The sequence below is a fragment of the Ramlibacter sp. genome (genome assembly GCF_035655895.1).
GTDB lineage: Bacteria > Pseudomonadota > Gammaproteobacteria > Burkholderiales > Burkholderiaceae_C > Ramlibacter.
Genome location: NZ_DASRTN010000011.1, coordinates 1 through 20,676, shown reverse-complemented (window position 1 = coordinate 20,676; position 20,676 = coordinate 1). Strand labels below are relative to the sequence as shown.

Below are 20,676 nucleotides of genomic sequence, written 5' to 3'. Positions count from 1 at the left end.
GTCGATGGAACCCGATCACTGGCTGGTGCCGGACTGGCCCGCGCCCACCCGCGTGCGCGCGGCCTGCTCCACCCGGTCGGGCGGCGTTTCGGCAGGGTCCTACGCCAGCTTCAATCTCGGCGACCACGTGGCCGACGAGCCCGCGGCCGTGGCCGAGAACCGGCGCCGCTTCGCCGCGGCGCTCGGGGCCCGGCCGGTCTTCCTGCAGCAGGTGCACGGCACCGGCGTGGTCCGGCTGGACCGTGGCAGCCGCGACGGCGCCGCAGCCGACGCCTGCTGGACCGGCGAGGAAGGGATCGCCTGCACGATCATGGTCGCCGACTGCCTGCCGGTGCTGATGACCGATCGCCAGGGCCGGGTGGTCGGTGCCGCGCACTGCGGCTGGCGCGGCCTGGCGGGGGTGGATGGCACCGGCGCGCTGGAGACGCTGTGGTCGTCGCTGTGGCCTCGTGTCGCCTCGTCCGAGGGCGCAGCCGCCCGCGACATGCTGGTCTGGCTGGGCCCCTGCATCGGCCCGGCCGCCTTCGAGGTCGGGGCCGACGTGAAGGCGGCCTTCGAAGCGGCGCAGCCTGACGCGGCGCGGCGGTTCGAGCAGTCCGCCGGGGGCAAGTGGCTGGCCGACCTGCCCGGTCTGGCGCGCGACCGGCTGCAGGCCCTCGGCCTCGTGCACGCGTGGGGCAACGACGGCAGCGCCGCGTGGTGCACCGTGGGCAATCCCTCAAGGTTCTTTTCGCATCGGCGCGACCGGGTCAGCGGCCGGTTCGCCGCCGCGATCTGGCTCGCCTGACGCGGCTGTTTCGCGCTCCCGCTGCTCAGCCATCTCGCGCGCGCGGATCGCCTTCTTGCGCGCGGGGGTGCCCATGATGTACATCAGCAGGGCGAGCGGCACGACGCCGTACAACAGGAAGGTGAAGATGGCGCCCAGGACGGTGCCGTTGCGACTCGTGGCCTCGGCCACGGCCATCATCACCACCACGTACATCCAACCGATCGCGATGAGGTACATCCGAGAAGTCCGGGAGACGATGTTGCAACGCAACATCAAAGCTGGAACACTCCGAGGTGCACCGGCACGAAGCAGAACACCAGGAGACAACGATGCATTCTGAAGCAGACTGGCCGGCCGCGGCCCGACAGTTCCAGCAGCAGCTCGGCGAAGGCTGGACGCAGGCGATGAAGTCCTTCTCCGGCCTGGGCGCCTCGGCCCAGCCGGCCAACCCCTTCGGACCGGCGCTGACGTTCTCGCCCGAGAAGCTCGCCGCGCTCCAGAAGGCCTACCTGCAGGAAGCGGCCGAGCTGTGGAACCACGGCCTGTCGGGCGTGGCGGCCGGCGACAAGCGTTTCGCCTCGGAGGCGTGGGGCACCAATCCGGTCGCCGCCTTCTCCGCCGCCACCTACCTGCTCAACGGCCGCACGATGCTGGGCCTGGTCGAGGCGGCGGAAGCCGATGCCAAGACCAAGAAACGGCTGCGTTTCGCGGTGGAACAGTGGATGGCGGCCACCGCGCCCAGCAACTTCATGGCGCTGAACGCCGAGGCGCAGAAGAAGGCCATCGAGACGCGCGGCGAGAGCATCGCCAAGGGCATCCAGAACCTGTTGCACGACCTGCGCCAGGGCCACGTGTCGATGACCGACGAGACCCAGTTCGAGGTCGGCCGCAACGTGGCGACCACCGAAGGCGCGGTGGTGTTCCAGAACGCGCTCATCCAGCTCATCGAATACAAGCCGACCACGGCCAAGGTGTTCGAGCGGCCGTTCCTGGTGGTGCCGCCCTGCATCAACAAGTTCTACATTCTCGACCTGCAGCCGGAGAACTCGCTGGTGAAATACCTGGTCGACCAAGGCCACCGCACCTTCGTGGTCAGCTGGCGCAATCCCGACGACGCCCTGGGCGAGAGCACCTGGGACGACTACGTCGGGCACGGTCCGATCGAGGCGATCCGCGTGGTGCAGGAGATCACCGGGGCTCCCACCATCAACGCGCTCGGCTTCTGCGTTGGCGGCACGCTGCTGGGCACCACGATGGCGGTCCTGGCCGCGCGCGGCGAGAAGCCGGTCGCGTCGGCCACCTTCCTCACCTCGCTGCTGGACTTCGCCGAAACCGGCGTGCTGGACCTGTTCATCGACGAGAACTTCGTCAAGTTCCGCGAGATGCAGATGGGCAAGGGCGGGCTGCTCAAGGGGCAGGAGCTCGCCTCCACCTTCAGCTTCCTGCGGCCGAACGACCTGGTCTGGAACTACGTGGTCGGCAACTACCTCAAGGGCGAGACGCCGCCGCCGTTCGACCTGCTGTACTGGAACAGCGACTCGACCAACCTGCCCGGGCCGATGTACGCCTGGTACCTGCGCAACACCTATTTCGAGAACAACCTCGTCAAGCCCGGCAAGTGCACCGTCTGCGGCGAGAAGGTCGACCTGCGCAAGGTCGACGTTCCCGTGTACGTGTATGGATCGCGCGAGGACCACATCGTGCCCATCGGCGGCGCCTATGCAAGCGTGAACCACCTGCCCGGCAGGAAGCGCTTCGTGATGGGTGCCTCCGGCCACATCGCCGGCGTCATCAATCCCCCGGCCAAGAACAAGCGTTCGTACTGGACCGGCGACAAGCTGCCGCGCACGCACGCCGAGTGGCTGCAGGGCGCCACCGAGCATCCAGGCAGCTGGTGGACCGACTGGGCCGCCTGGCTCAAGCCGCACGGCGGCAAGCAGGTGGCGGCACCGCGCCGCTACGGCAAGGGCACGGCCTACCAGCCGATCGAGCCGGCCCCCGGCAGCTACGTCAAGGCGCGGGCCTGATGCGCCGCACCTGAATCCCGTCGCGCCGGCAGCGCCGGCGCGCTCCAAGCGTTTTTTTCCCCATCCCAAGGAGTCCTCCATGGAAGACATCGTCATCGTTTCCGCCGTGCGCACCGCCGTCGGCAAGTTCGGCGGCAGCCTCGCCAAGATCGCTGCCCCGGAGCTCGGCGCCATCGCCGTCCGCGAGGCGCTCGCACGCGCGAAGGTCGACCCGGCGCAGGTGGGCGAGGTGATCATGGGGCAGGTGCTTGCTGCCGGGTCCGGGCAGAACCCGGCCCGCCAGGCCCTGCTGAAGGCGGGCCTGCCCAAGGAAGTGCCGGGCCTGACCATCAACGCGGTGTGCGGTTCGGGCCTGAAGGCCGTCATGCTCGCGGCCCAGGCCATCGCGTGGGGTGACGCCGAGATCGTGGTGGCGGGCGGGCAGGAGAACATGAGCGCGGCGCCGCACGTGCTCCTGAACTCGCGCGACGGGCAGCGCATGGGCGACTGGAAGATGATCGATTCGATGATCGTCGACGGTCTGTGGGACGTCTACAACCAGTACCACATGGGCATCACGGCCGAGAACGTCGCCAAGCAGTACGGCATCGACCGCGGCGCGCAGGATGCCCTGGCCCTGGCCAGCCAGCAGAAAGCCGCGGCGGCGCAGCAGGCCGGCAGGTTCAAGGACGAGATCGTGCCGGTGACCATCTCGCAGAAGAAGGGCGACCCGCTGGTGTTCGCGGAGGACGAGTTCATCAACAAGAAGACCAGCGCGGAAGCCCTGGGCGGCCTGCGCCCGGCCTTCGACAAGGCCGGCACCGTGACCGCGGGCAACGCCTCGGGCATCAACGACGGCGCCGCGGCGGTGGTGGTCATGAGCGCGAAGAAGGCCGCATCGCTCGGGCTCCAGCCACTGGCACGCATCGCCGCCTTCGGCACCTCGGGCCTCGATCCGGCCACCATGGGCATGGGCCCGGTGCCCGCCTCGCGCAAGGCGCTCCAGCGGGCGGGCTGGAGCATCCAGGACGTGCAGCTGTTCGAGCTGAACGAAGCCTTCGCCGCCCAGGCCTGCGCGGTGAACAAGGAGCTGGACATCGATCCTGCACGGGTCAACGTCAATGGTGGCGCGATCGCCATCGGGCACCCGATCGGTGCGTCGGGTTGCCGCATCCTGGTGACCCTGCTGCACGAGATGCAGCGCCGCGAGGCGCGCAAGGGGCTCGCGGCCCTGTGCATCGGCGGCGGCATGGGGGTTTCCCTCGCGGTCGAACGGGCCTGAGTGACTAGAGTGGATCGAACGTCCCCGCTGCCGGCCCGGAGCGGACGGATTTGTCGCTAATTGCAAGGAGAACATCGATGGCTCAGAAGGTTGCATACGTCACCGGCGGCATGGGCGGCATCGGCACGGCGATCTGCCAGCGGCTGCACAAGGAAGGCTTCACGGTCATCGCCGGCTGCGGCCCGACGCGCGACTACACCAAATGGCTGGACGAGCAGAAGGCCAAGGGGTTCACCTTCCATGCCTCGGTCGGCAACGTGGGGGACTGGAACTCCACCGTGGAGGCGTTCAGCCGCGCCAAGGCCGAGCATGGACCGATCGACGTGCTCGTCAACAACGCAGGCATCACGCGCGACCGCATGTTCCTGAAGATGACCCGCGAGGACTGGGACGCGGTCATCGAGACCAACCTGAACTCGATGTTCAACGTGACCAAGCAGGTCGTGGGCGACATGGTCGAGCGGGGCTGGGGCCGCATCATCAACATCTCGTCTGTCAACGGCGAGAAGGGCCAGGCCGGCCAGACCAACTACTCGGCCGCCAAGGCCGGCATGCACGGCTTCACGATGGCGCTGGCGCAGGAACTGGCCAACAAGGGCGTCACGGTCAACACCGTCAGCCCGGGCTACATCGGCACCGACATGGTCCGCGCGATCCGCCAGGACGTGCTGGACAAGATCGTCGCCACGATCCCGGTCAAGCGCCTGGGCGAGCCCGGCGAGATCGCCTCCATCATCGCGTGGCTGGCCTCGGACGAGAGCGGCTATTCGACCGGCGCCGATTTCTCCGTGAACGGCGGCCTGCACATGGGCTGACGTTCCCGGCGCGCGGCCCTGCCGCGCTGCACGCCGTCACAGTTGTCACACGGCCGAGGCGCGCCCAGCGCCGCCTTGCCGCATCGTCCGGGGCTTCTGCAACGAAGCCGCGAAGGGCGCCCGCCGAGCGCTCGACGACTCCGAACCGTGAACGACACCACCCGAAGAATCCTCATCGTCGACGACGACGCGCGCGCTGCCGCGCTGCTCTCCGATTACCTGCAGGGGCAGGGCTACGCGCCCTCCGTGGTGACCAACGGGCTGCACGTCGAGCCCGAAGTCCGCCGCGTCGACCCCGCAGTGGTGCTGCTGGACGTGACGCTGCCGGGCCTGGACGGCCTGGAGGTCTGCCACCAGCTGCGCCGCTTCAGCACGGTGCCGATCATCATGCTGAGCGGGCGCGTCGACGAGATCGACCGCACGCTGGGGCTGGAGGTCGGGGCCGACGATTACGTCTGCAAGCCGTTCAGCCCGCGCGAGATCGTGGCCCGGATCAAGGCGCAGCTGCGTCGCGCCGAGGGCAGGGTCGGGTCGGCGGCCACGCAGCATGGCTTCCGGATCGACGAGAGCAGCCGCCGGATCGCCTGGGAGGACGCGTGGCTGCCGCTCACGCCGCAGGAGTACCGGCTGCTGCGCAAGCTGCTGTCGCGGCCGGGGCATGTCTTCACGCGCGAGGAGCTGATGGACGCCAGCGACGAGGCGGGCCGGGGCGGCAGCGAGCGAGCGGTCGACAGTCACGTGAAGAACCTGCGGCGCAAGATCTCGGCCGTGCGCGCGGTCGGCTGCGGCATCGTCGCGGTGTACGGCGCCGGCTACCGCTTCGATCCCGAGTGCGAACTGGCGGCCTGAGCTCGGCTGCAGGGTGAGGCCGCGCTGCGGCCTTCCTCCTCGATTCCTCCACAGTCGGTTCCAAGAATGCGCTTCCCGTCATCAAGGAAGTGCATGAAGTTCCGGAAGCAATTGCAACATGTTCCCGCGGCCCTCGCCGCTGCCGCCGTGCTGGCCGGCTGCGGAGGCGGCGGCGGCGCGGCGGCGCCGGGCAACGCGCCCGGCACGCTGGTGCTGTCGCCGCAATCGCAGTCGCTGCTCGCGCTGGACGCCGCCAACCTGCCGGACTACACCCCGCAACTGCCGCCGCACTATGCCGGGGCCGCCGAGAACACGCCCCCCGGCGCGGTGGGCAGCCCGGTGGTCGCGGCGCTCGGGCGGGTGCTGTTCCACGACCGCCAGCTGAGCGTCAACGGCGCGGTGTCGTGCGCCTCCTGCCACAAGCAGACGGAAGACTTCGGCGATGGCCGGCGCTTCTCGACCGGCTTCGATGGCGGCTTGACCACCGCCCACGCCATGCGCCTGGCGAACATCCGCTTCTTCCAGCCGGGGACGATGTTCTGGGACAAGCGCGCGCCGTCGCTGGAGGCGCAGGCGTCGCTGCCGATCCAGCACCCGGTGGAGATGGGCTTCGATGCCGCCCATGGCGGCATGCCGGCCCTGGTGCAGAAGCTTCAGGCGGTCCCGTACTACGCGGACCTCTTCACCGGCGCGTTCGGCGACCCGGCGGTGACCGAGGAGCGCATGCAGCAGGCGCTCTCCCAATTCATGCGCGCGATGGTCTCGACCAACAGCCGGTGGGACGACGCGTTCGCCCAGGTGTTCGATCCCACGCTGCCCGACAAGGGCGTGAACAAGCCGCTGCCGGGCTTCACCGAGGAAGAGAACCGGGGCCGGGCGTTGTTCATGGCCAGCCGCGCCGAGGGTGGCCAGGCCTGCGCCGCCTGCCACCAGCCACCCAGCTTCGCGCTCGGCAACTCGGGCAGCAACGGCCTGGACGCCGGCGAGGCCCGTCGTTTCAAGTCGGCGTCGCTGAAGAACGTCGCGCGCTCGTCGGCCTTCATGCACGACGGGCGTTTCTCCACCTTGGAGGACGTCGTCGAGCACTACAGCACCGGGGTGCAGGACGGTCCGGGGCTGGACGGCCGGCTCAAGGGCGCCGACGGGCAGCCGCTGCGGCCGTCGTTCAGCCCCCAGGACAAGGCGGCCCTGGTCGCCTTCCTGCGCACGCTGAGCGACCCCGTCCTCGCGGCCGATCCGCGCTTCGCCAGCCCGTTCCGGGCCGATGCGGTGCCGTCGGTCGCTGCGCGCTAGGCGAGATCCTCGATGACCAGCATGCGGTACTTCTGCGCGTGCGACACCTCGTGGCCCTGGATCGCCTGCATCACGCGTTCGCTGTCGTCGTTGTCCGGTGCCCGCACCATCAGGGCGTAGTGGCCCTTGCTGGCGAAGTCGGCGTAGCGGCGGACGGTGTCCGCTTCCGTGCCCGGCGAAGGCAGCGGGATGTCCGAGGTGCCGACCGTGCGGGCGATGTCCCGCATCATGACCTCGGGCGTGATGAGAGCCACGTCGTCGTCGGCCAGCCCGGCGTCGGACAGGGCCCGGGCCGCTGCCTGGGCGGTATCGGCGCTGGGGAACATCGCGACGATGTGCCCCGTGGGGTAGAACTGCCCGCGCAGGTTCAGCATGTCTTGGCTGAGCTGGAAAGTCTTCATGTGGATGTCCCGTGGATGCCGATGCGCCATTCGAACCGGGCCGTGCCGCCGTGGCTGTCGGTCGTCGAGGTTTGCCCCTGTAGGAAGGGTCCTCGGTGCCTGCGCTTACGATCACGCCCGTGACCGACTTTCCCGCTGCCAGCCGCTGGCGCCTTTCGGTGGCGCCCATGATGGACTGGACCGACCGCCACTGCCGCCATTTCCACCGCCTGCTGAGCCGGCATGCGCTGCTGTACACGGAGATGGTGACCACCGGCGCCCTGATCCACGGCGACGTGGCCCGCCACCTGGACTTCGGCGCGGACGAACATCCCGTGGCGCTGCAGCTGGGCGGCAGCGAGCCGGCCGACCTGGCGCACTGCGCACGGCTCGGCCAGCGCTGGGGCTACGACGAGATCAACCTGAACTGCGGCTGCCCCAGCGAACGCGTGCAGCGTGGCGCGTTCGGCGCCTGCCTCATGGCCGAGCCGGCCCTGGTGGCCGATTGCGTCCGGGCGATGGTCGACGTGGTCGACGTCCCGGTGACGGTGAAGCACCGCATCGGGATCGACCGGGACGAGAGCTATGCCTTCGTCCGGGATTTCGTCGGCACCGTCGGCGAGGCCGGCTGCCGCGTGTTCATCGTCCATGCACGCAACGCCTGGCTCAAGGGCCTGTCGCCGAAGGAGAACCGCGAAGTGCCGCCGCTGCGGTACGACACCGTCCATCGGCTCAAGCGCGATTTCCCGCAGTTCCTGTTCGCGGTCAACGGCGGCATCACCACCACGGGACAGGTGGAAGGTGAACTGCAGGAGGTCGACGGCGTGATGGTGGGGCGCGAGGCGTACCACAACCCCTGGTGGCTCGCGTCCTGGGACCGCGCCTTCTTCGGCGCCGAACCGCCGCTCGGGACGCGTGAGGAGGTCGAGACCCGCATGGTCGATTACATGGTGGAGCAGGGCGCCCGCGCCGGCACCCCGTGGTCGTCCGTCGCCCGCCACATGCTGGGCCTGTACAACGGCCTGCCGGGCGCGCGTCGCTGGCGACAGGTCTGGAGCGACCACCGCCTGAAGGGGCACGATCCGCGCGACGTGATGGCGCTGGCGCACCAGCCGCTCGCCCGCGCCGCCTGAGCAACCGCCGCACGTCCGGCGCCTCATCGGCCATGCAGGCGGCACGCCGGACGTGCGGCAGCCGTCCCGCTCCCGACGCACCGCATGGTGCAACCACTTGCCGGAAGCGCACTCAAATACTTTAAACTTCAACTATCCAGGCTTGGAGAATTCGATGAAGATCGTCTGCATCGGCGGCGGCCCGGCCGGCCTGTACTTCGCGCTCCTGATGAAGCGGCAGGACCCGCGCCACGAGATCACGGTGGTCGAGCGCAACAAACCCTACGACACCTTCGGCTGGGGCGTGGTGTTCTCCGACCAGACGCTGGGCCACCTGCAGGCAGCCGACCCCCAGACGGCCGGCGAGATCCTGGGCGCGTTCAACCATTGGGACGACATCGAGGTCAACATCCGTGGCGAGCGCATCCGCTCGGGCGGGCACGGCTTCTGCGGCATCGGGCGCAAGCGGCTGCTGAACATCCTGCAGCGGCGTTGCGAAGAGCTGGGCGTGCGGCTCGTGTTCGAGACCGAAGCGCAGGGTGACGAGCAGTTTCCCGATGCCGATCTCATCATCGCCAGCGACGGCCTGAACAGCCGCATCCGCAGTCGCTACGCGAGCACCTTCCAGCCCGACATCGACCTGCGCCACTGCCGCTTCGTCTGGCTGGGCACGCACAAGCGCTTCGACGCCTTCACCTTCGCTTTCGAGGAAACCGAGCACGGCTGGTTCCAGGCGCATGCCTACCAGTTCGATGGCGACACCTCCACCTTCATCGTCGAGGCGCCCGAGGACGTGTGGCGCAAGGCGGGCCTGGACACCATGGACAAGGACGAGGCGATCGCGTTCTGCGAGCGGCTCTTCGCCGGCACGCTCGACGGGCACCGTCTCATGTCCAACGCCGCGCACCTGCGCGGCTCGGCCCAGTGGATCCGGTTCCCGCGCGTCGTCTGCCGCACCTGGGTGCACCACAACGGCCGCGCGCCGGTGGTCCTGATGGGGGATGCCGCGCACACCGCGCATTTCTCGATCGGCTCGGGCACCAAGCTGGCGCTGGAGGACGCGATCGAGCTGGCGCGCTGCATCGGGCGTTCGGCCGGCGACCTGACCCGTGCGCTCGCCGACTACCAGGCCGTGCGCAGCGTCGAGGTGCTGAAGATCCAGAACGCGGCCCGCAATTCCACCGAGTGGTTCGAGAACGTGGCGCGGTACGTCAACCTGCCGGCGCCGCAGTTCGCGTATTCGCTGCTCACCCGCAGCCAGCGCATCAGCCACGAGAACCTGCGGCTGCGCGATCCCGCGTACGTCGCGCAGTACGAGGACTGGATCGCCCGCGCCTGCGGGATCCAGCCGCGGGAAGGCCTGCCGGTCCCGCCCATGTTCACGCCGTTCCGGCTGCGCGGGCTCACGCTGCCCAACCGCGTGGTGGTGTCCCCGATGGCGCAGTACTCGTGCGTCGAGGGCGTGCCGGCCGACTACCACCTGGTGCACCTGGGCGCGCGCGCGCTGGGCGGCGCCGGCCTGGTGTTCGCCGAGATGACCTGTCCCTCCGCCGACGCCCGCATCACCCCGGGCTGCCCGGGGCTGTGGAACGAGGAGCAGCTGGCCGGCTGGAAGCGCATCGTCGACTTCGTGCATGCCCGCTCGGGCGCCCGGATCGCGCTGCAGCTGGGCCACGCCGGCCCCAAGGGATCGACCCGCGTGCCGTGGGAAGGCGAAGACCTGCCGCTGCCGACGGGCAACTGGCCCCTGCTGTCGGCGTCCCCCCAGCAGTACGTCGATGGCGTGAGCGACTGGTCGCGCGCCATGTCGCGGGCCGAGATGGAGCGGGTCCGGGACGACTTCGTGCGCAGCACCTGCCATGCGGCGCGGGCCGGGTTCGACTGGCTGGAGCTGCATTGCGCCCACGGCTACCTGCTCTCGAGCTTCATCTCGCCGCTGACCAACCAGCGCACCGACGAATGGGGCGGATCGCTGGAGAACCGGCTGCGCTTCCCGCTGGAGGTGTTCCGCGCCATGCGGGCGGCTTGGCCGGCGCACCTGCCGATGTCGGTGCGGATCTCGGCCCACGACTGGGTCGAAGGCGGCATCACGCCGGACGATGCCGTGCAGATCGCGCGGGCCTTCCAGGCCGCCGGCTGCGACCTGATCGATTGCTCGTCGGGGCAGGTGAGCAAGCGTCAGCGCCCCGTGTACGGCCGGATGTACCAGACGCCGTTCGCCGACCGCATCCGCAACGAGGTCGGCATCGCGACCATGGCGGTGGGGGCGATCACGGACGCCGACCAGGTCAACAGCATCATTGCCGCCGGCCGCGCCGACCTGTGCGCGATCGCGCGCCCGCATCTGGCCAACCCGGCCTGGACGCTGACCGAAGCGGCCAAGCTCGGCTACCGTGACGTCGCCTGGCCGCGCCAGTACCTGTCGGGCAAGTCGCAGCTGGAACGCAGCCTGGAACGCGAGAAGTCCGCGGCCGTGCAGGCTGCCGGGCTGTCGCCGCTGGAGCAGGCCAACCAGGCGCAGGGCGTCTGAACCACCAACGAGGAGACCTCGATGAACCAAGAGAGTGCAGCCGGGCTGGACCCGGCGCTCGCCGCCGGCAACCGCCAGCAGCTCGCCGGGTACGTGGCCCGGCATTTCGGCTGGTCGGTGCAGGCAAGCGTGGCCACCGTCACGCTGAACCGGCCCGAACGGAAGAATCCGCTCACCTTCGACTCGTACGCCGAACTGCGCGATCTGTTCGGTCGACTGCGGTACGCCACCGACGTGCATGCCGTCGTGGTGACGGGCGAGGGCGGCAATTTCTGCTCGGGCGGCGACGTGCACGAGATCATCGGGCCGCTGGTGCGGCTGGCGGCGCCCGAGCTGCTGCTGTTCACGCGCATGACCGGCGATCTGGTCAAGGCAATGCGCGCCTGTCCGCAGCCGATCGTCGCTGCCGTCGATGGCGTGTGTGCCGGCGCCGGCGCGATCGTGGCGATGGCCTCCGACCTGCGCCTGGGAACGGCCCGCAGCAAGACCGCCTTCCTGTTCAACCGCGTCGGCCTGGCCGGCTGCGACATGGGTGCCTGCGCCATCCTGCCGCGCATCATCGGCCAGGGCCGGGCCAGCGAGCTGCTCTACACGGGGCGGTCCCTCGGCGGCGAGGAGGGCGAGCGCTGGGGCTTCTTCAACCGGCTGTGCGAGCCTGAGGCCGTGCTGCAGCAGGCCCAGCAGCTGGCCGCCGAACTGGCGGCCGGACCGACCTTCGCCAACGGCATCACCAAGACCATGCTGCACCAGGAATGGGCCATGACGCTGGAGCAGGCGATCGAGGCCGAGGCCCAGGCCCAGGCGATCTGCATGCTGACCGGCGACTTCCGGCGGGCGTACGAGGCGTTCGTCGGGAAGCGCCGGCCGGTGTTCGAGGGCAACTGATGGCCATCACCTGCAACCGGGCGGCCAGGCGCCGCGCCCCGATCCGCTGCCGAAGGAGCGCGCCATGAGTGACTGGAACTACCTGGACTGGCCGTTCCTGGACGACCGCCACCGGGACCTGGCCCGCTCGCTGGACGCCTGGGCCGGCGCGCACGTGCCGCATGCGCATGGCGACGACGTCGACGCCGAATGCCGGGCGCTGGTGCGGGCGCTGGGCGCCGGCGGCTGGTTGCGGCACGCGGTCGGCGGTGACCACGGGGCCACCGGCGTGATCGACACGCGGGCCATCTGCCTGATCCGCGAAACGCTGGCCAGGCACAGCGGGCTGGCGGATTTCGCCTTCGCGATGCAGGGCCTGGGATCGGGCGCCATCAGCCTGCAGGGAACACCGCAGCAGAAGGAACGCTATCTCGCCCCCGTGGCCGCCGGCGAAGCGGTTGCCGCGTTCGCCCTGTCCGAGCCCGAGGCCGGCTCCGATGTCGCCGCCATGCAGTGCGCGGCCCACCTGGAAGGCGACGTGGCGGTTCTCAACGGCGAGAAGACTTGGATCTCCAATGGCGGCATCGCCGATTTCTACGTCGTGTTCGCCCGCACCGGCGAGGCGCCCGGTGCACGCGGCATCTCGGCCTTCATCGTCGACGCGGGCACGCCGGGCTTCGAGATCGCCGAACGCATCGAGGTGATCGCCCCGCATCCGCTCGCGCGGCTCCGGTTCACCGACTGCCGCGTGCCGCTGTCGCAGCGCATCGGCGGGCCCGGCGAGGGCTTCAAGGTCGCGATGCGGACGCTCGACGTGTTCCGCACCTCGGTGGCGGCCGCGGCGCTGGGGTTCGCGCGGCGCGCGCTCGACGAGGCGCTGCACCGCGCCACCACGCGCCGGATGTTCAACCAGGTGCTGGCCGACTTCCAGCTCACCCAGGCCAAGCTCGCGCAGATGGCCACCACCATCGACAGCGCGGCCCTGCTCGTGTACCGGGCCGCGTGGCAGCGCGACCAGGGACGCGGCGTCACGCGCGAGGCGGCGATGGCCAAGCTCACCGCCACGGAGGGCGCGCAGCAGGTGATCGACGCGGCCGTGCAGCTGTTCGGCGGCCTCGGTGTGGTGAGCGGCCAGCCGGTGGAGATGCTGTACCGCGACATCCGCGCACTGCGCATCTACGAAGGCGCGAGCGAGGTGCAGCAGCTCATCATCGCGCGCGAGCTGCTCAAGGACGTCCGCAGTGCCGACGAGGCGGGCCGGTGACGCGTTCCAACCATCAGGAGATGACCCCATGACCCAGCACCAGGTGGTGTTGCCCGAGGGCTGGCCGCGTCCGCGCGGCTATGCCAATGCCGTGATCGCGCGCGGCCGGCTGCTGTCGATCGCCGGAATGATCGGCTGGGACGCCCAGGGACAGTTCCACAGCGACGACTTCGCCGCCCAGGCCTGGCAGGCGCTGCGCAACGTGGCCGACGTGCTCGCGGCGGCCGGCGGCAAGCCCGAGCACATCGTCCGGATGACCTGGTACGTCACCGACAAGCGGGAGTACCTGGCCGCCGGGCAGCGGGTCGGCCAGGCCTTCCGCGAACTCATCGGCCACTACGACGTCGCGATGACCGCGGTCGAGGTGAAAGCCCTGATCGAGGACCGGGCCAAGGTCGAGATCGAGGTCACGGCGGTGTTGCCGGACTGACGCCGGCGGGCCACCCGGCCCCTCTCCGGGCGCGCGCGGCCGAACCGTCGCCGCCACCGCGCCTCACGCCATCGACCGTGCCTTGGCCAGCAGGAAGTCGATGCAGGTGCGCACCGCGCGGATCTGGTGCCGGTCGGGCATGTACAGCAGGTACATGCTGGTGCCGAAGATGCTGAGCCGGTAGGCATCGAGCGTGGTCACCACCTCGCCGGTCGCCACCGCATCCTGGATCACGTAGTCCGGCACCAGGCCGATGCCCAGGCCGGCGAGGATGCCCTTGCGCAGGAAGGGAAAGTGTTCCGAGATCAGTGTCGGCTCGAGGATCACGTCTTCCCGCTCGCCGCCCTGGTAGGCGCGCAGCCGCAGCTGGCGCCCGATCACCCCGGAGGTGATGACCGGCGCCGTGGCCAGCCCGGCCAGCTGCGTCGGCAGGCCGTGCGCCTGCGCGTACTCGCGCGAGGCGCAGGCCAGCCAGCGCACGTTGCCCAGGTCACGGGCCACCAGCGAGGGCGGCGGCTCGGCCATCACCCGCACCGCGACGTCGACCTCGTCGCGCAGCACGTCGGCCCGGTTCTCGAACAGCACGTCCAGCACGATGCCGGGGAACTGGCGCTTGAACTCGATCAGCCAGTCCGACATCACCAGCTCACCGAACCCGCTGGGCACGCTCAGGCCCACCCGGCCCTGCAGGCCCTGGCCGAAGGTCGAGATGGTCTCGCGCGCCGCCTGCATCTCGTTGCGCAGCCGCCGCCCGTGCTCGTAGAGGCGGCGCCCGACCTCGGTCGGCTCGACCCGCCGGGTGGTGCGCCGCACGAGCTGGACGCCGGCGTCCTTTTCCAGCTGGCTCAGGTGGTAGCTGACGTTCGCGCGGGTCATCCGCAGCTTGCGCGCGGCCAGGCTCAGGTTGCCCGCGTCGATGATCTCGACGAGGAGGGTGAGGGACGAAGGATCCATGTCGCTGTCAAAATTCCTTTGACGGTCTGTCAATCAGGCGCTGGATTGTCAAGGAAGATTGATCCACCCAGAATCCGGGGCGCCCCCTCCACCCCCAAGGCCTCGACCGACATGAGTTCTCCCGCCGCGGCCCCCGCGGTCCAGACCGCGCGCCACGGCGCCGTTCTCGTGGCCACCCTCCACAACCCGCCCGTGAACGCGCTGAGCGTCGAGGTCCGGCGCGGCCTGCTGCAGGCGGTCGAGCAGGCCGAGGCCGACCCCGAGGTGCGCGCACTGCTGCTGGTGGGCGCCGGCCGCGGATTCATCGCCGGCGCCGACATCCGCGAGTTCGGCAAGCCGCCGCAGCCGCCCAGCCTGCCGGACGTGTGCAACCGGATCGAGGCCTGCAGCAAGCCGGTGATCGCAGCCATCCACGGCGCGGCGCTGGGCGGGGGGCTCGAAGTGGCCATGGCTGCGCACTACCGGCTGGCGATGGCCGATGCCAGGCTGGGTTTGCCCGAAGTGCAGCTGGGGCTGATCCCGGGCGCCGGCGGCACGCAGCGCGCACCTCGGCTGATGGGCCTGAAGCCGGCGGTCGAGCTGATGCTGAGCGGGCGCCACCTCGGTGCCGCGCAGGCGCTGGAGACGGGCCTGGTGGACCGGCTCGGGGAGGGCGGCGACGCGGCCGCGGCGGGGCTGGCCTACGCGCACCAGTTGCTGGCGGCCCGCGCCGTGGTGCGTCGCACCTGCGACGGCAGCCTGGCCGACGACGTGGAGGCCGCCCGCGCGACGCTCCAGCAGATCCGGGCCGAGACCGCGACGAAGACCCGCGGCCTGTTCTCGCCGCTGAAGATCGTGGAGGCCGTGGAAGCCGGGCTGGACCTGCCGTTCGAGGACGCCCTGCGCCACGAACGCCAGCTGTTCCTGCAGTGCATCGACAGCCCGCAGCGCGCCGGGCTGATCCACGCGTTCTTCGCGGAACGCGAGGTGGTGAAGGCGCCCGAGACGCGCGACCACGCGCCGCGGCCGATCGCCTCGGTCGGGGTGGTCGGCGGCGGCACCATGGGCGCCGGCATCGCGGTGGCCGTGCTCGACGCCGGCCTGCCGGTCACCATGGTCGAGCGCGATGCGCAGGCGCTGGCGCGTGGCCGCGCCAACGTCGAGAAGGTCTACGACGCGCTGGTGGCCAAGGGCCGCCTGAGCGCGCAGGCCAGGGCCGCCGTGCTGGCGCGCTTCCAGGGCAGCACCGCCTATGCCGACCTCGCCGGCGCCGACCTCGTGATCGAGGCGGTGTTCGAGGACATCGCGGTCAAGCACGCCGTGTTCGCCGAACTCGACCGGGTGTGCAAGCCCGGCGCCGTGCTCGCCACCAACACCTCCTACCTCGACATCGACGCCATCGCCGCCGGCGTGTCGCGGCCGCAGGACGTGATCGGCCTGCACTTCTTCTCGCCGGCCAACATCATGAAGCTGCTGGAGATCGTGGTGCCGGCGCGGGTGTCGCCCGAAGTCGTCGCCACCGCCTTCGACCTGGCCAGAACACTGGGCAAGGTGCCGGTGCGCGCCGGCGTCTGCGACGGCTTCATCGGCAACCGCATCCTGGCCCGGTACCGCCAGGCGGCGGACTTCCTGATGGAGGATGGCGCCAGCCCCTACGAGATCGACGAGGCCGTGCGTGCGTTCGGCTATCCGATGGGGCCGTACCAGGTGTCCGACCTGGCCGGCGGCGACATCGGCTGGGCCACGCGCAAGCGCCGCGCACCGACCCGCGATCCGCGCGCCCGCTACGTGCAGATCCCCGACCGGCTGTGCGAGCGCGGCTGGTTCGGCCAGAAGACCGGGCGCGGCTACTACCTGTACCCGCAGGGCTCGCGCACCGGCGTGCCGGACCCCGAGGTGCTCGCCATCATCGACGCCGAGCGGCAGCGCGCCGGCATCCGCCCGCGCCGCTTCACGCCCGAGGAGATCCAGCGCCGCTACCTGGCGGCGATGGTCAACGAAGGCGCGAACGTGCTGCGGGAAGGCATCGCACTGCGGCCGCTCGACATCGATGTGACGTTCCTGCACGGCTATGGCTTCCCGCGCTTTCGCGGCGGCCCGATGAAGTACGCCGACACGGTCGGCCTGGACCGCGTGCTGGCAGACATCTGCGAATTCGCGCAGGACGACCCGCTCTTCTGGCAGCCGTCGCCGCTGCTGGTCGAGCTGGTCGGCCAGGGCCGGAACTTCGACAGCCTGAACCGCCTCTGACACGGCTCCCGCGCGCCGTCCCGGCGCCGGGCGCCGGGACACTCCTCTTCCCAACCGATCCCATCCGATGGACCTGAACTTCACTCCCGAGGAGCAGGCGTTCCGCACCGAGGTGCAACGCTTCCTGCGCGACGAGGTGCCGCAGCGACTGACCGACAAGGTCCGCGGCGGCAAGCGCCTGACCAAGGCCGACCTGGAGGAGTGGCACGCGCTGCTCAACGCCCGGGGCTGGCTGGCCAACCACTGGCCCCGGGAGTGGGGCGGCCCGGGCTGGAACGCGGTCGAGAAGTTCATCTTCGAGCACGAGTGCGCGCTGGCGTACGCGCCGCGGACGATCCCGTTCGGCGTCAACATGCTGGGCCCGGTGCTGATCAAGTACGGCAACGAGGCGCAGAAGCGCCACTGGCTGCCGCGCATCCTGAGCGGCGCCGACTGGTGGTGCCAGGGCTATTCGGAGCCGGGTGCCGGCTCCGACCTCGCCTCCGTCAAGACCAGCGCAGTGCGCCAGGGCGACCACTACGTCGTCAACGGCCAGAAGACCTGGACCACCCTGGGCCACCACGCGAACATGATCTTCTGCCTGGTGCGCACCGACCGGGAGGCCAAGCCACAGGAGGGCATCAGCTTCCTGCTGGTCGACATGCAGTCGCCCGGCGTCGAGGTGCGGCCGATCATCACGCTGGACGGCGAGCACGAGGTCAACGAGGTGTTCTTCACCGACGTGAAGGTTCCGGTGGAGAACCTGGTCGGCGAGGAGAACAGGGGCTGGACCTGCGCCAAGTACCTGCTGACCTACGAGCGCACCAACATCGCCGGGGTCGGCTTCTCCGTCGCGGCCTTGGAGCGGCTGAAGCTGATTGCCGCGCGGGTGCGCAAGAACGGTCGCCCGCTGGCCGAGGATCCGCTGTTCGCCGCCCGCATGGCCAAGGTCGAGATCGACCTCGAGAACATGAAGACCACCAATCTGCGCGTGATCGCGGCCGTGGCCGGCGGTGGCGTGCCCGGGGCGGAAAGCTCGATGCTCAAGATCCGCGGCACCGAGATCCGCCAGGAGCTGAACTCGCTGATCCGCCGCGCCATGGGACCGTACGCGCTGCCGTTCATCGAGGAAGCGCTGGAGGATGGCCATGCCGGCGAGCCCGTCGGTCCGGCGGAGGCGAGCTTCGCGGCCGTGCAGTACTTCAACAACCGCAAGCTGTCGATCTTCGGCGGCTCCAACGAGATCCAGAAGAACATCATCTCCAAGATGATCCTGGGCCTCTGAGATCCAGCGAGACACCATGGACTTCAACCACACGGAAGACCGCCGCATGCTGGCGGACCTGCTCACGCGCTACGTCGCCGAGCAGTACCCGATGGAGGCGCGGCATGCCATTGCTGCCTCCCCGCAGGGCTACAGCCCGCAGCAGTGGGGCCGCTTCGCCGAGCTGGGCGTGATCGGCGCGCTGTTCGGCGAGGAGCATGGCGGCTTCGGCGGCACCGGCTTCGACCTGGCGGTGGTGTTCGAGGCGCTCGGCGCGGGCCTGGTGCTCGAGCCGCTGCTGGCCAGTGCCGTGCTGGCCGGCAGCGCCATCGCCCACGCGGCGGCAGGACCGCAGGCGGACACGCTGGCCGCCCTGGCGGACGGCAGCCGGATCGCGACGCTGGCCCACGAGGAGCCGGAATCGCGCTACGACCTGCAGCGCGTCGCCACGCTCGCGCGCCGCGACAGCCAGGGTTACGTGCTCGACGGCCGCAAGGCCGTGGTCGGCTTCGGCGCGCAGGCGCAGCTGCTGGTGGTGTCGGCCCGCACGTCGGGCGAGGTCGCCGATCCGGCCGGCATCTCGCTCTTCCTGGTGCCCGCGGGCACGCCGGGCGTGCACGTGCGGGCCTATCCCAACATCGACGGCACCCGCGCCGCCGAAATCGTGCTCGACCAGGTGCGCCTGCCGGCGACCGCCCTGCTGGGCGCCGAAGGGCAGGGCCTGGCGAGCCTGGAGCACGCGGCCGGCCGCGGCATCGTCGCGCTCTGCGCCGAGGCCCTGGGTGCGATGGAGGCGGCGAAGAAGGCGACCATCGAGTACCTGCAGACCCGCCGGCAGTTCGGCAAGCCGATCGGCAGCTTCCAGGCCCTGCAGCACCGGATGGCCGACGTGCTGCTGGAGATCGAGCAGGCACGGTCCGCGGTGATCAACGCCGCCGCCGCGCTCGACGCCGACCGCGTCACGCGCGAGCGCGCGCTGTCGGCGGCCAAGTACACCATCGGCCGGGTCGGTGCCCTGGTGGCCGAGGAGTGCATCCAGCTGCATGGCGGCATCGGGATGACCTGGGAGCTGCCGCTGCCGCACTACGCCAAGCGGCTGGTGATGATCGACCACCAGCTGGGCGACGAGGACCACCACCTGGCGCGCTTCATCGCTCTGGGCGCGCAGGCCGCCAAGGAGGCCGCATGACGGGCGCGACGATGGCGCTGCCGCTGGCCGGCGTGCGCGTGCTGGACCTGTCGCGCGTGCTGGCCGGCCCGCTGTGCGGCCAGGTGCTGGGCGACTTCGGCGCTGAGGTGATCAAGGTCGAGCATCCCAAGCGCGGCGACGACACCCGGGACTGGGGACTGCGCGTCGGCAAGACCGAGACCGCGTACTTCAACAGCATGAACCGCAACAAGCGCTCGGTCACCGTCGACCTGCAGGCGCCCGAGGGCCAGGCACTGGTGCGCGAGCTGGCCAAGCAGTGCGACGTGGTGCTGCAGAACTTCAAGTTCGGCGGCGCCGAGAAGATGGGCCTGGGCTACGAGCAGATCCGCGCGGTCAAGCCCGACATCGTCTACTGCTCGGTGTCGGGCTACGACCGCCATGGCCCCGAGGCGGCACGCCCGGGATACGACCTGGTCATCCAGGGCGAGGCCGGCCTGATGGCGATCAACGGCGAGGCCAGCCAGCCGCCACTCAAGTTCGGCGTGGCGGCCGTGGACATGTTCACCGGGATGTACGCGGCGCAGGCGGTGCTGGCGGCCCTGTTCGAGCGCCAGCGCACCGGCCGCGGCCGCCACGTGGAGATGGCGCTGTTCGACTGCGGCGTGATGATCACCGCGTACTACGGCCTGGAGGCGCTGCTGATGCAGCGTGACCCCCCGCGCTACGGCAACGCGCATCCGTCCATCGTGCCCTACGGCGTGTTCGACGCGCAGGATGGTCCGCTGATCATCGCCGTGGGCAACAACGCGCAGTTCGAGCGCTTCTGCACGGAGGTCATCGAGCGGCCCGACATCGTCGCCGACGAGCGCTACAGGACCAACCTGGTGCGCGGGCAGAACCGCGACACCCTGGTGCCGCAGCTCCTGAAGGAACTGCGGGCGCGCCCGCGGGCCCTGCTGCTGGAGCGCCTGAGTGCCGCCGGCATTCCGTGCGGCGAGGTGCTGGGGCTGCACGAGGCGCTCACCTCGCCGCGCGCCGTCGCGGCCGGGGTGGTCACCCAGCAGCCGCATCCGGTGGCCGGCCACACGCACGTGATGGCCCCGCCGTACCGCCTGGACGGCGAGCGGCTGCCGGTGCGGCACGCGCCGCCAGTGCTGGGCGAGGCGACCCGGGACGTGCTGGGCGAACTGCTCGGCCTGGACGAAGGCCGCCTGGCGGCCCTGAAGGAACAAGGCGTCATCTGACGCGACGCCACCAAGACATGCACGAGCCCGGCGCGGCCGGGCGGCCGACGCGCCGCCTTCCGGCCGACACGGGGCAAGTCCGAGCGAACAAGCAACCAGGAGCACAACCATGAAGATCCTCGTCCCGGTCAAGCGGGTGGTCGACTACAACGTCAAGGTCCGAGTCAAGTCGGACGGCACGGGGGTCGACATCGCCAACGTCAAGATGAGCATGAACCCGTTCGACGAGATCGCGGTGGAGGAGGCGGTGCGGCTCAAGGAG

At 70.3% G+C, this 20,676-nt stretch carries 18 protein-coding genes and 1 pseudogene; 16 read left to right on the top strand and 3 right to left on the bottom strand.

The features are described 5' to 3' along the window. The first annotated feature begins 4 nt into the window (after positions 1 to 4). Complete coding sequence (pgeF, locus tag VFE82_RS12475; protein ID WP_325000644.1) at positions 5 to 787, top strand: peptidoglycan editing factor PgeF; 783 nt, start codon at positions 5 to 7, stop codon at positions 785 to 787. Here the strand turns inward: pgeF and VFE82_RS12470 are convergent. Continuing rightward, positions 719 to 1,006 (bottom strand): hypothetical protein, encoded by a 288-nt coding sequence (locus VFE82_RS12470; RefSeq protein WP_325000643.1) that lies wholly within the window; start codon positions 1,004 to 1,006, stop codon positions 719 to 721. The two genes, pgeF and VFE82_RS12470, sit on opposite strands and share 69 nt — an antisense overlap. 92 nt (positions 1,007 to 1,098) lie before the next feature. Here VFE82_RS12470 and VFE82_RS12465 point away from each other — a divergent pair, with 92 nt between their 5' ends. From VFE82_RS12465 to VFE82_RS12445, 5 genes are all read left to right on the top strand, one after another. Then, complete coding sequence (locus VFE82_RS12465) at positions 1,099 to 2,796, top strand: class I poly(R)-hydroxyalkanoic acid synthase (protein ID WP_325000642.1); 1,698 nt, start codon at positions 1,099 to 1,101, stop codon at positions 2,794 to 2,796. Between the two features lie 79 nt (positions 2,797 to 2,875). Beyond that, positions 2,876 to 4,057, top strand: coding sequence for an acetyl-CoA C-acetyltransferase (locus VFE82_RS12460; RefSeq protein ID WP_325000641.1), 1,182 nt, complete (start codon positions 2,876 to 2,878; stop codon positions 4,055 to 4,057). A 77-nt stretch (positions 4,058 to 4,134) separates the two neighbouring features. After that, positions 4,135 to 4,872 (top strand): acetoacetyl-CoA reductase, encoded by a 738-nt coding sequence (phbB, locus tag VFE82_RS12455; RefSeq protein ID WP_325000640.1) that lies wholly within the window; start codon positions 4,135 to 4,137, stop codon positions 4,870 to 4,872. 147 nt (positions 4,873 to 5,019) lie between these two features. After that, on the top strand, positions 5,020 to 5,721 hold the full coding sequence (locus VFE82_RS12450; RefSeq protein ID WP_325000639.1) for a response regulator: 702 nt from the start codon (positions 5,020 to 5,022) through the stop codon (positions 5,719 to 5,721). Positions 5,722 to 5,814: 93 nt separating this feature from the next. Next, positions 5,815 to 7,014, top strand: a complete 1,200-nt coding sequence (locus VFE82_RS12445) for a cytochrome-c peroxidase (protein WP_325000638.1) — start codon at positions 5,815 to 5,817, stop codon at positions 7,012 to 7,014. On the opposite strand, the gene VFE82_RS12440 is transcribed toward VFE82_RS12445, so the two are convergent. Beyond that, entirely contained in the window at positions 7,011 to 7,415 is a 405-nt protein-coding gene (locus tag VFE82_RS12440) for an RNA-binding protein (protein WP_325000637.1), read from the bottom strand. The two genes, VFE82_RS12445 and VFE82_RS12440, sit on opposite strands and share 4 nt — an antisense overlap. 119 nt (positions 7,416 to 7,534) lie before the next feature. On the opposite strand from VFE82_RS12440, the gene dusA reads away from it, so the two are divergent. From dusA to VFE82_RS12415, 5 genes are all read left to right on the top strand, one after another. Next, positions 7,535 to 8,527, top strand: a complete 993-nt coding sequence (gene dusA, locus VFE82_RS12435; protein ID WP_325000636.1) for a tRNA dihydrouridine(20/20a) synthase DusA — start codon at positions 7,535 to 7,537, stop codon at positions 8,525 to 8,527. A 154-nt stretch (positions 8,528 to 8,681) separates the two neighbouring features. Continuing rightward, entirely contained in the window at positions 8,682 to 11,036 is a 2,355-nt protein-coding gene (locus VFE82_RS12430) for a bifunctional salicylyl-CoA 5-hydroxylase/oxidoreductase (RefSeq protein ID WP_325000635.1), read from the top strand. A 21-nt stretch (positions 11,037 to 11,057) separates the two neighbouring features. Then, positions 11,058 to 11,921 carry an enoyl-CoA hydratase family protein gene (locus VFE82_RS12425; protein ID WP_325000634.1) on the top strand — a complete coding sequence of 288 codons (864 nt, stop codon included), beginning with the start codon at positions 11,058 to 11,060 and terminating at the stop codon, positions 11,919 to 11,921. Positions 11,922 to 11,985: 64 nt separating this feature from the next. Further along, positions 11,986 to 13,164 carry an acyl-CoA dehydrogenase family protein gene (locus tag VFE82_RS12420; RefSeq protein WP_325000633.1) on the top strand — a complete coding sequence of 393 codons (1,179 nt, stop codon included), beginning with the start codon at positions 11,986 to 11,988 and terminating at the stop codon, positions 13,162 to 13,164. Between the two features lie 28 nt (positions 13,165 to 13,192). Further along, positions 13,193 to 13,594, top strand: a complete 402-nt coding sequence (locus tag VFE82_RS12415) for a RidA family protein (protein WP_325000632.1) — start codon at positions 13,193 to 13,195, stop codon at positions 13,592 to 13,594. 63 nt (positions 13,595 to 13,657) lie between these two features. On the opposite strand, the gene VFE82_RS12410 is transcribed toward VFE82_RS12415, so the two are convergent. Next, entirely contained in the window at positions 13,658 to 14,548 is an 891-nt protein-coding gene (locus VFE82_RS12410) for a LysR family transcriptional regulator (RefSeq protein WP_325000631.1), read from the bottom strand. Between the two features lie 111 nt (positions 14,549 to 14,659). Here VFE82_RS12410 and VFE82_RS12405 point away from each other — a divergent pair, with 111 nt between their 5' ends. From VFE82_RS12405 to VFE82_RS12385, 5 genes and pseudogenes are all read left to right on the top strand, one after another. Then, complete coding sequence (locus VFE82_RS12405) at positions 14,660 to 16,777, top strand: 3-hydroxyacyl-CoA dehydrogenase NAD-binding domain-containing protein (RefSeq protein WP_325000630.1); 2,118 nt, start codon at positions 14,660 to 14,662, stop codon at positions 16,775 to 16,777. Between the two features lie 67 nt (positions 16,778 to 16,844). After that, the gene (locus VFE82_RS12400) at positions 16,845 to 18,041 is read left to right on the top strand and encodes an acyl-CoA dehydrogenase family protein (RefSeq protein ID WP_325000629.1); all 1,197 of its coding nucleotides are present in this window, start codon (positions 16,845 to 16,847) and stop codon (positions 18,039 to 18,041) included. Positions 18,042 to 18,057: 16 nt separating this feature from the next. Then, complete coding sequence (locus tag VFE82_RS12395) at positions 18,058 to 19,209, top strand: acyl-CoA dehydrogenase (RefSeq protein WP_325000628.1); 1,152 nt, start codon at positions 18,058 to 18,060, stop codon at positions 19,207 to 19,209. Next, the gene (locus VFE82_RS12390; RefSeq protein ID WP_325000627.1) at positions 19,206 to 20,414 is read left to right on the top strand and encodes a CaiB/BaiF CoA-transferase family protein; all 1,209 of its coding nucleotides are present in this window, start codon (positions 19,206 to 19,208) and stop codon (positions 20,412 to 20,414) included. The genes VFE82_RS12395 and VFE82_RS12390 overlap by 4 nt, the downstream gene beginning before the upstream one ends. A 109-nt stretch (positions 20,415 to 20,523) precedes the next feature. Then, positions 20,524 to 20,676: pseudogene (locus VFE82_RS12385) on the top strand (electron transfer flavoprotein subunit beta/FixA family protein); the annotation flags it as partial.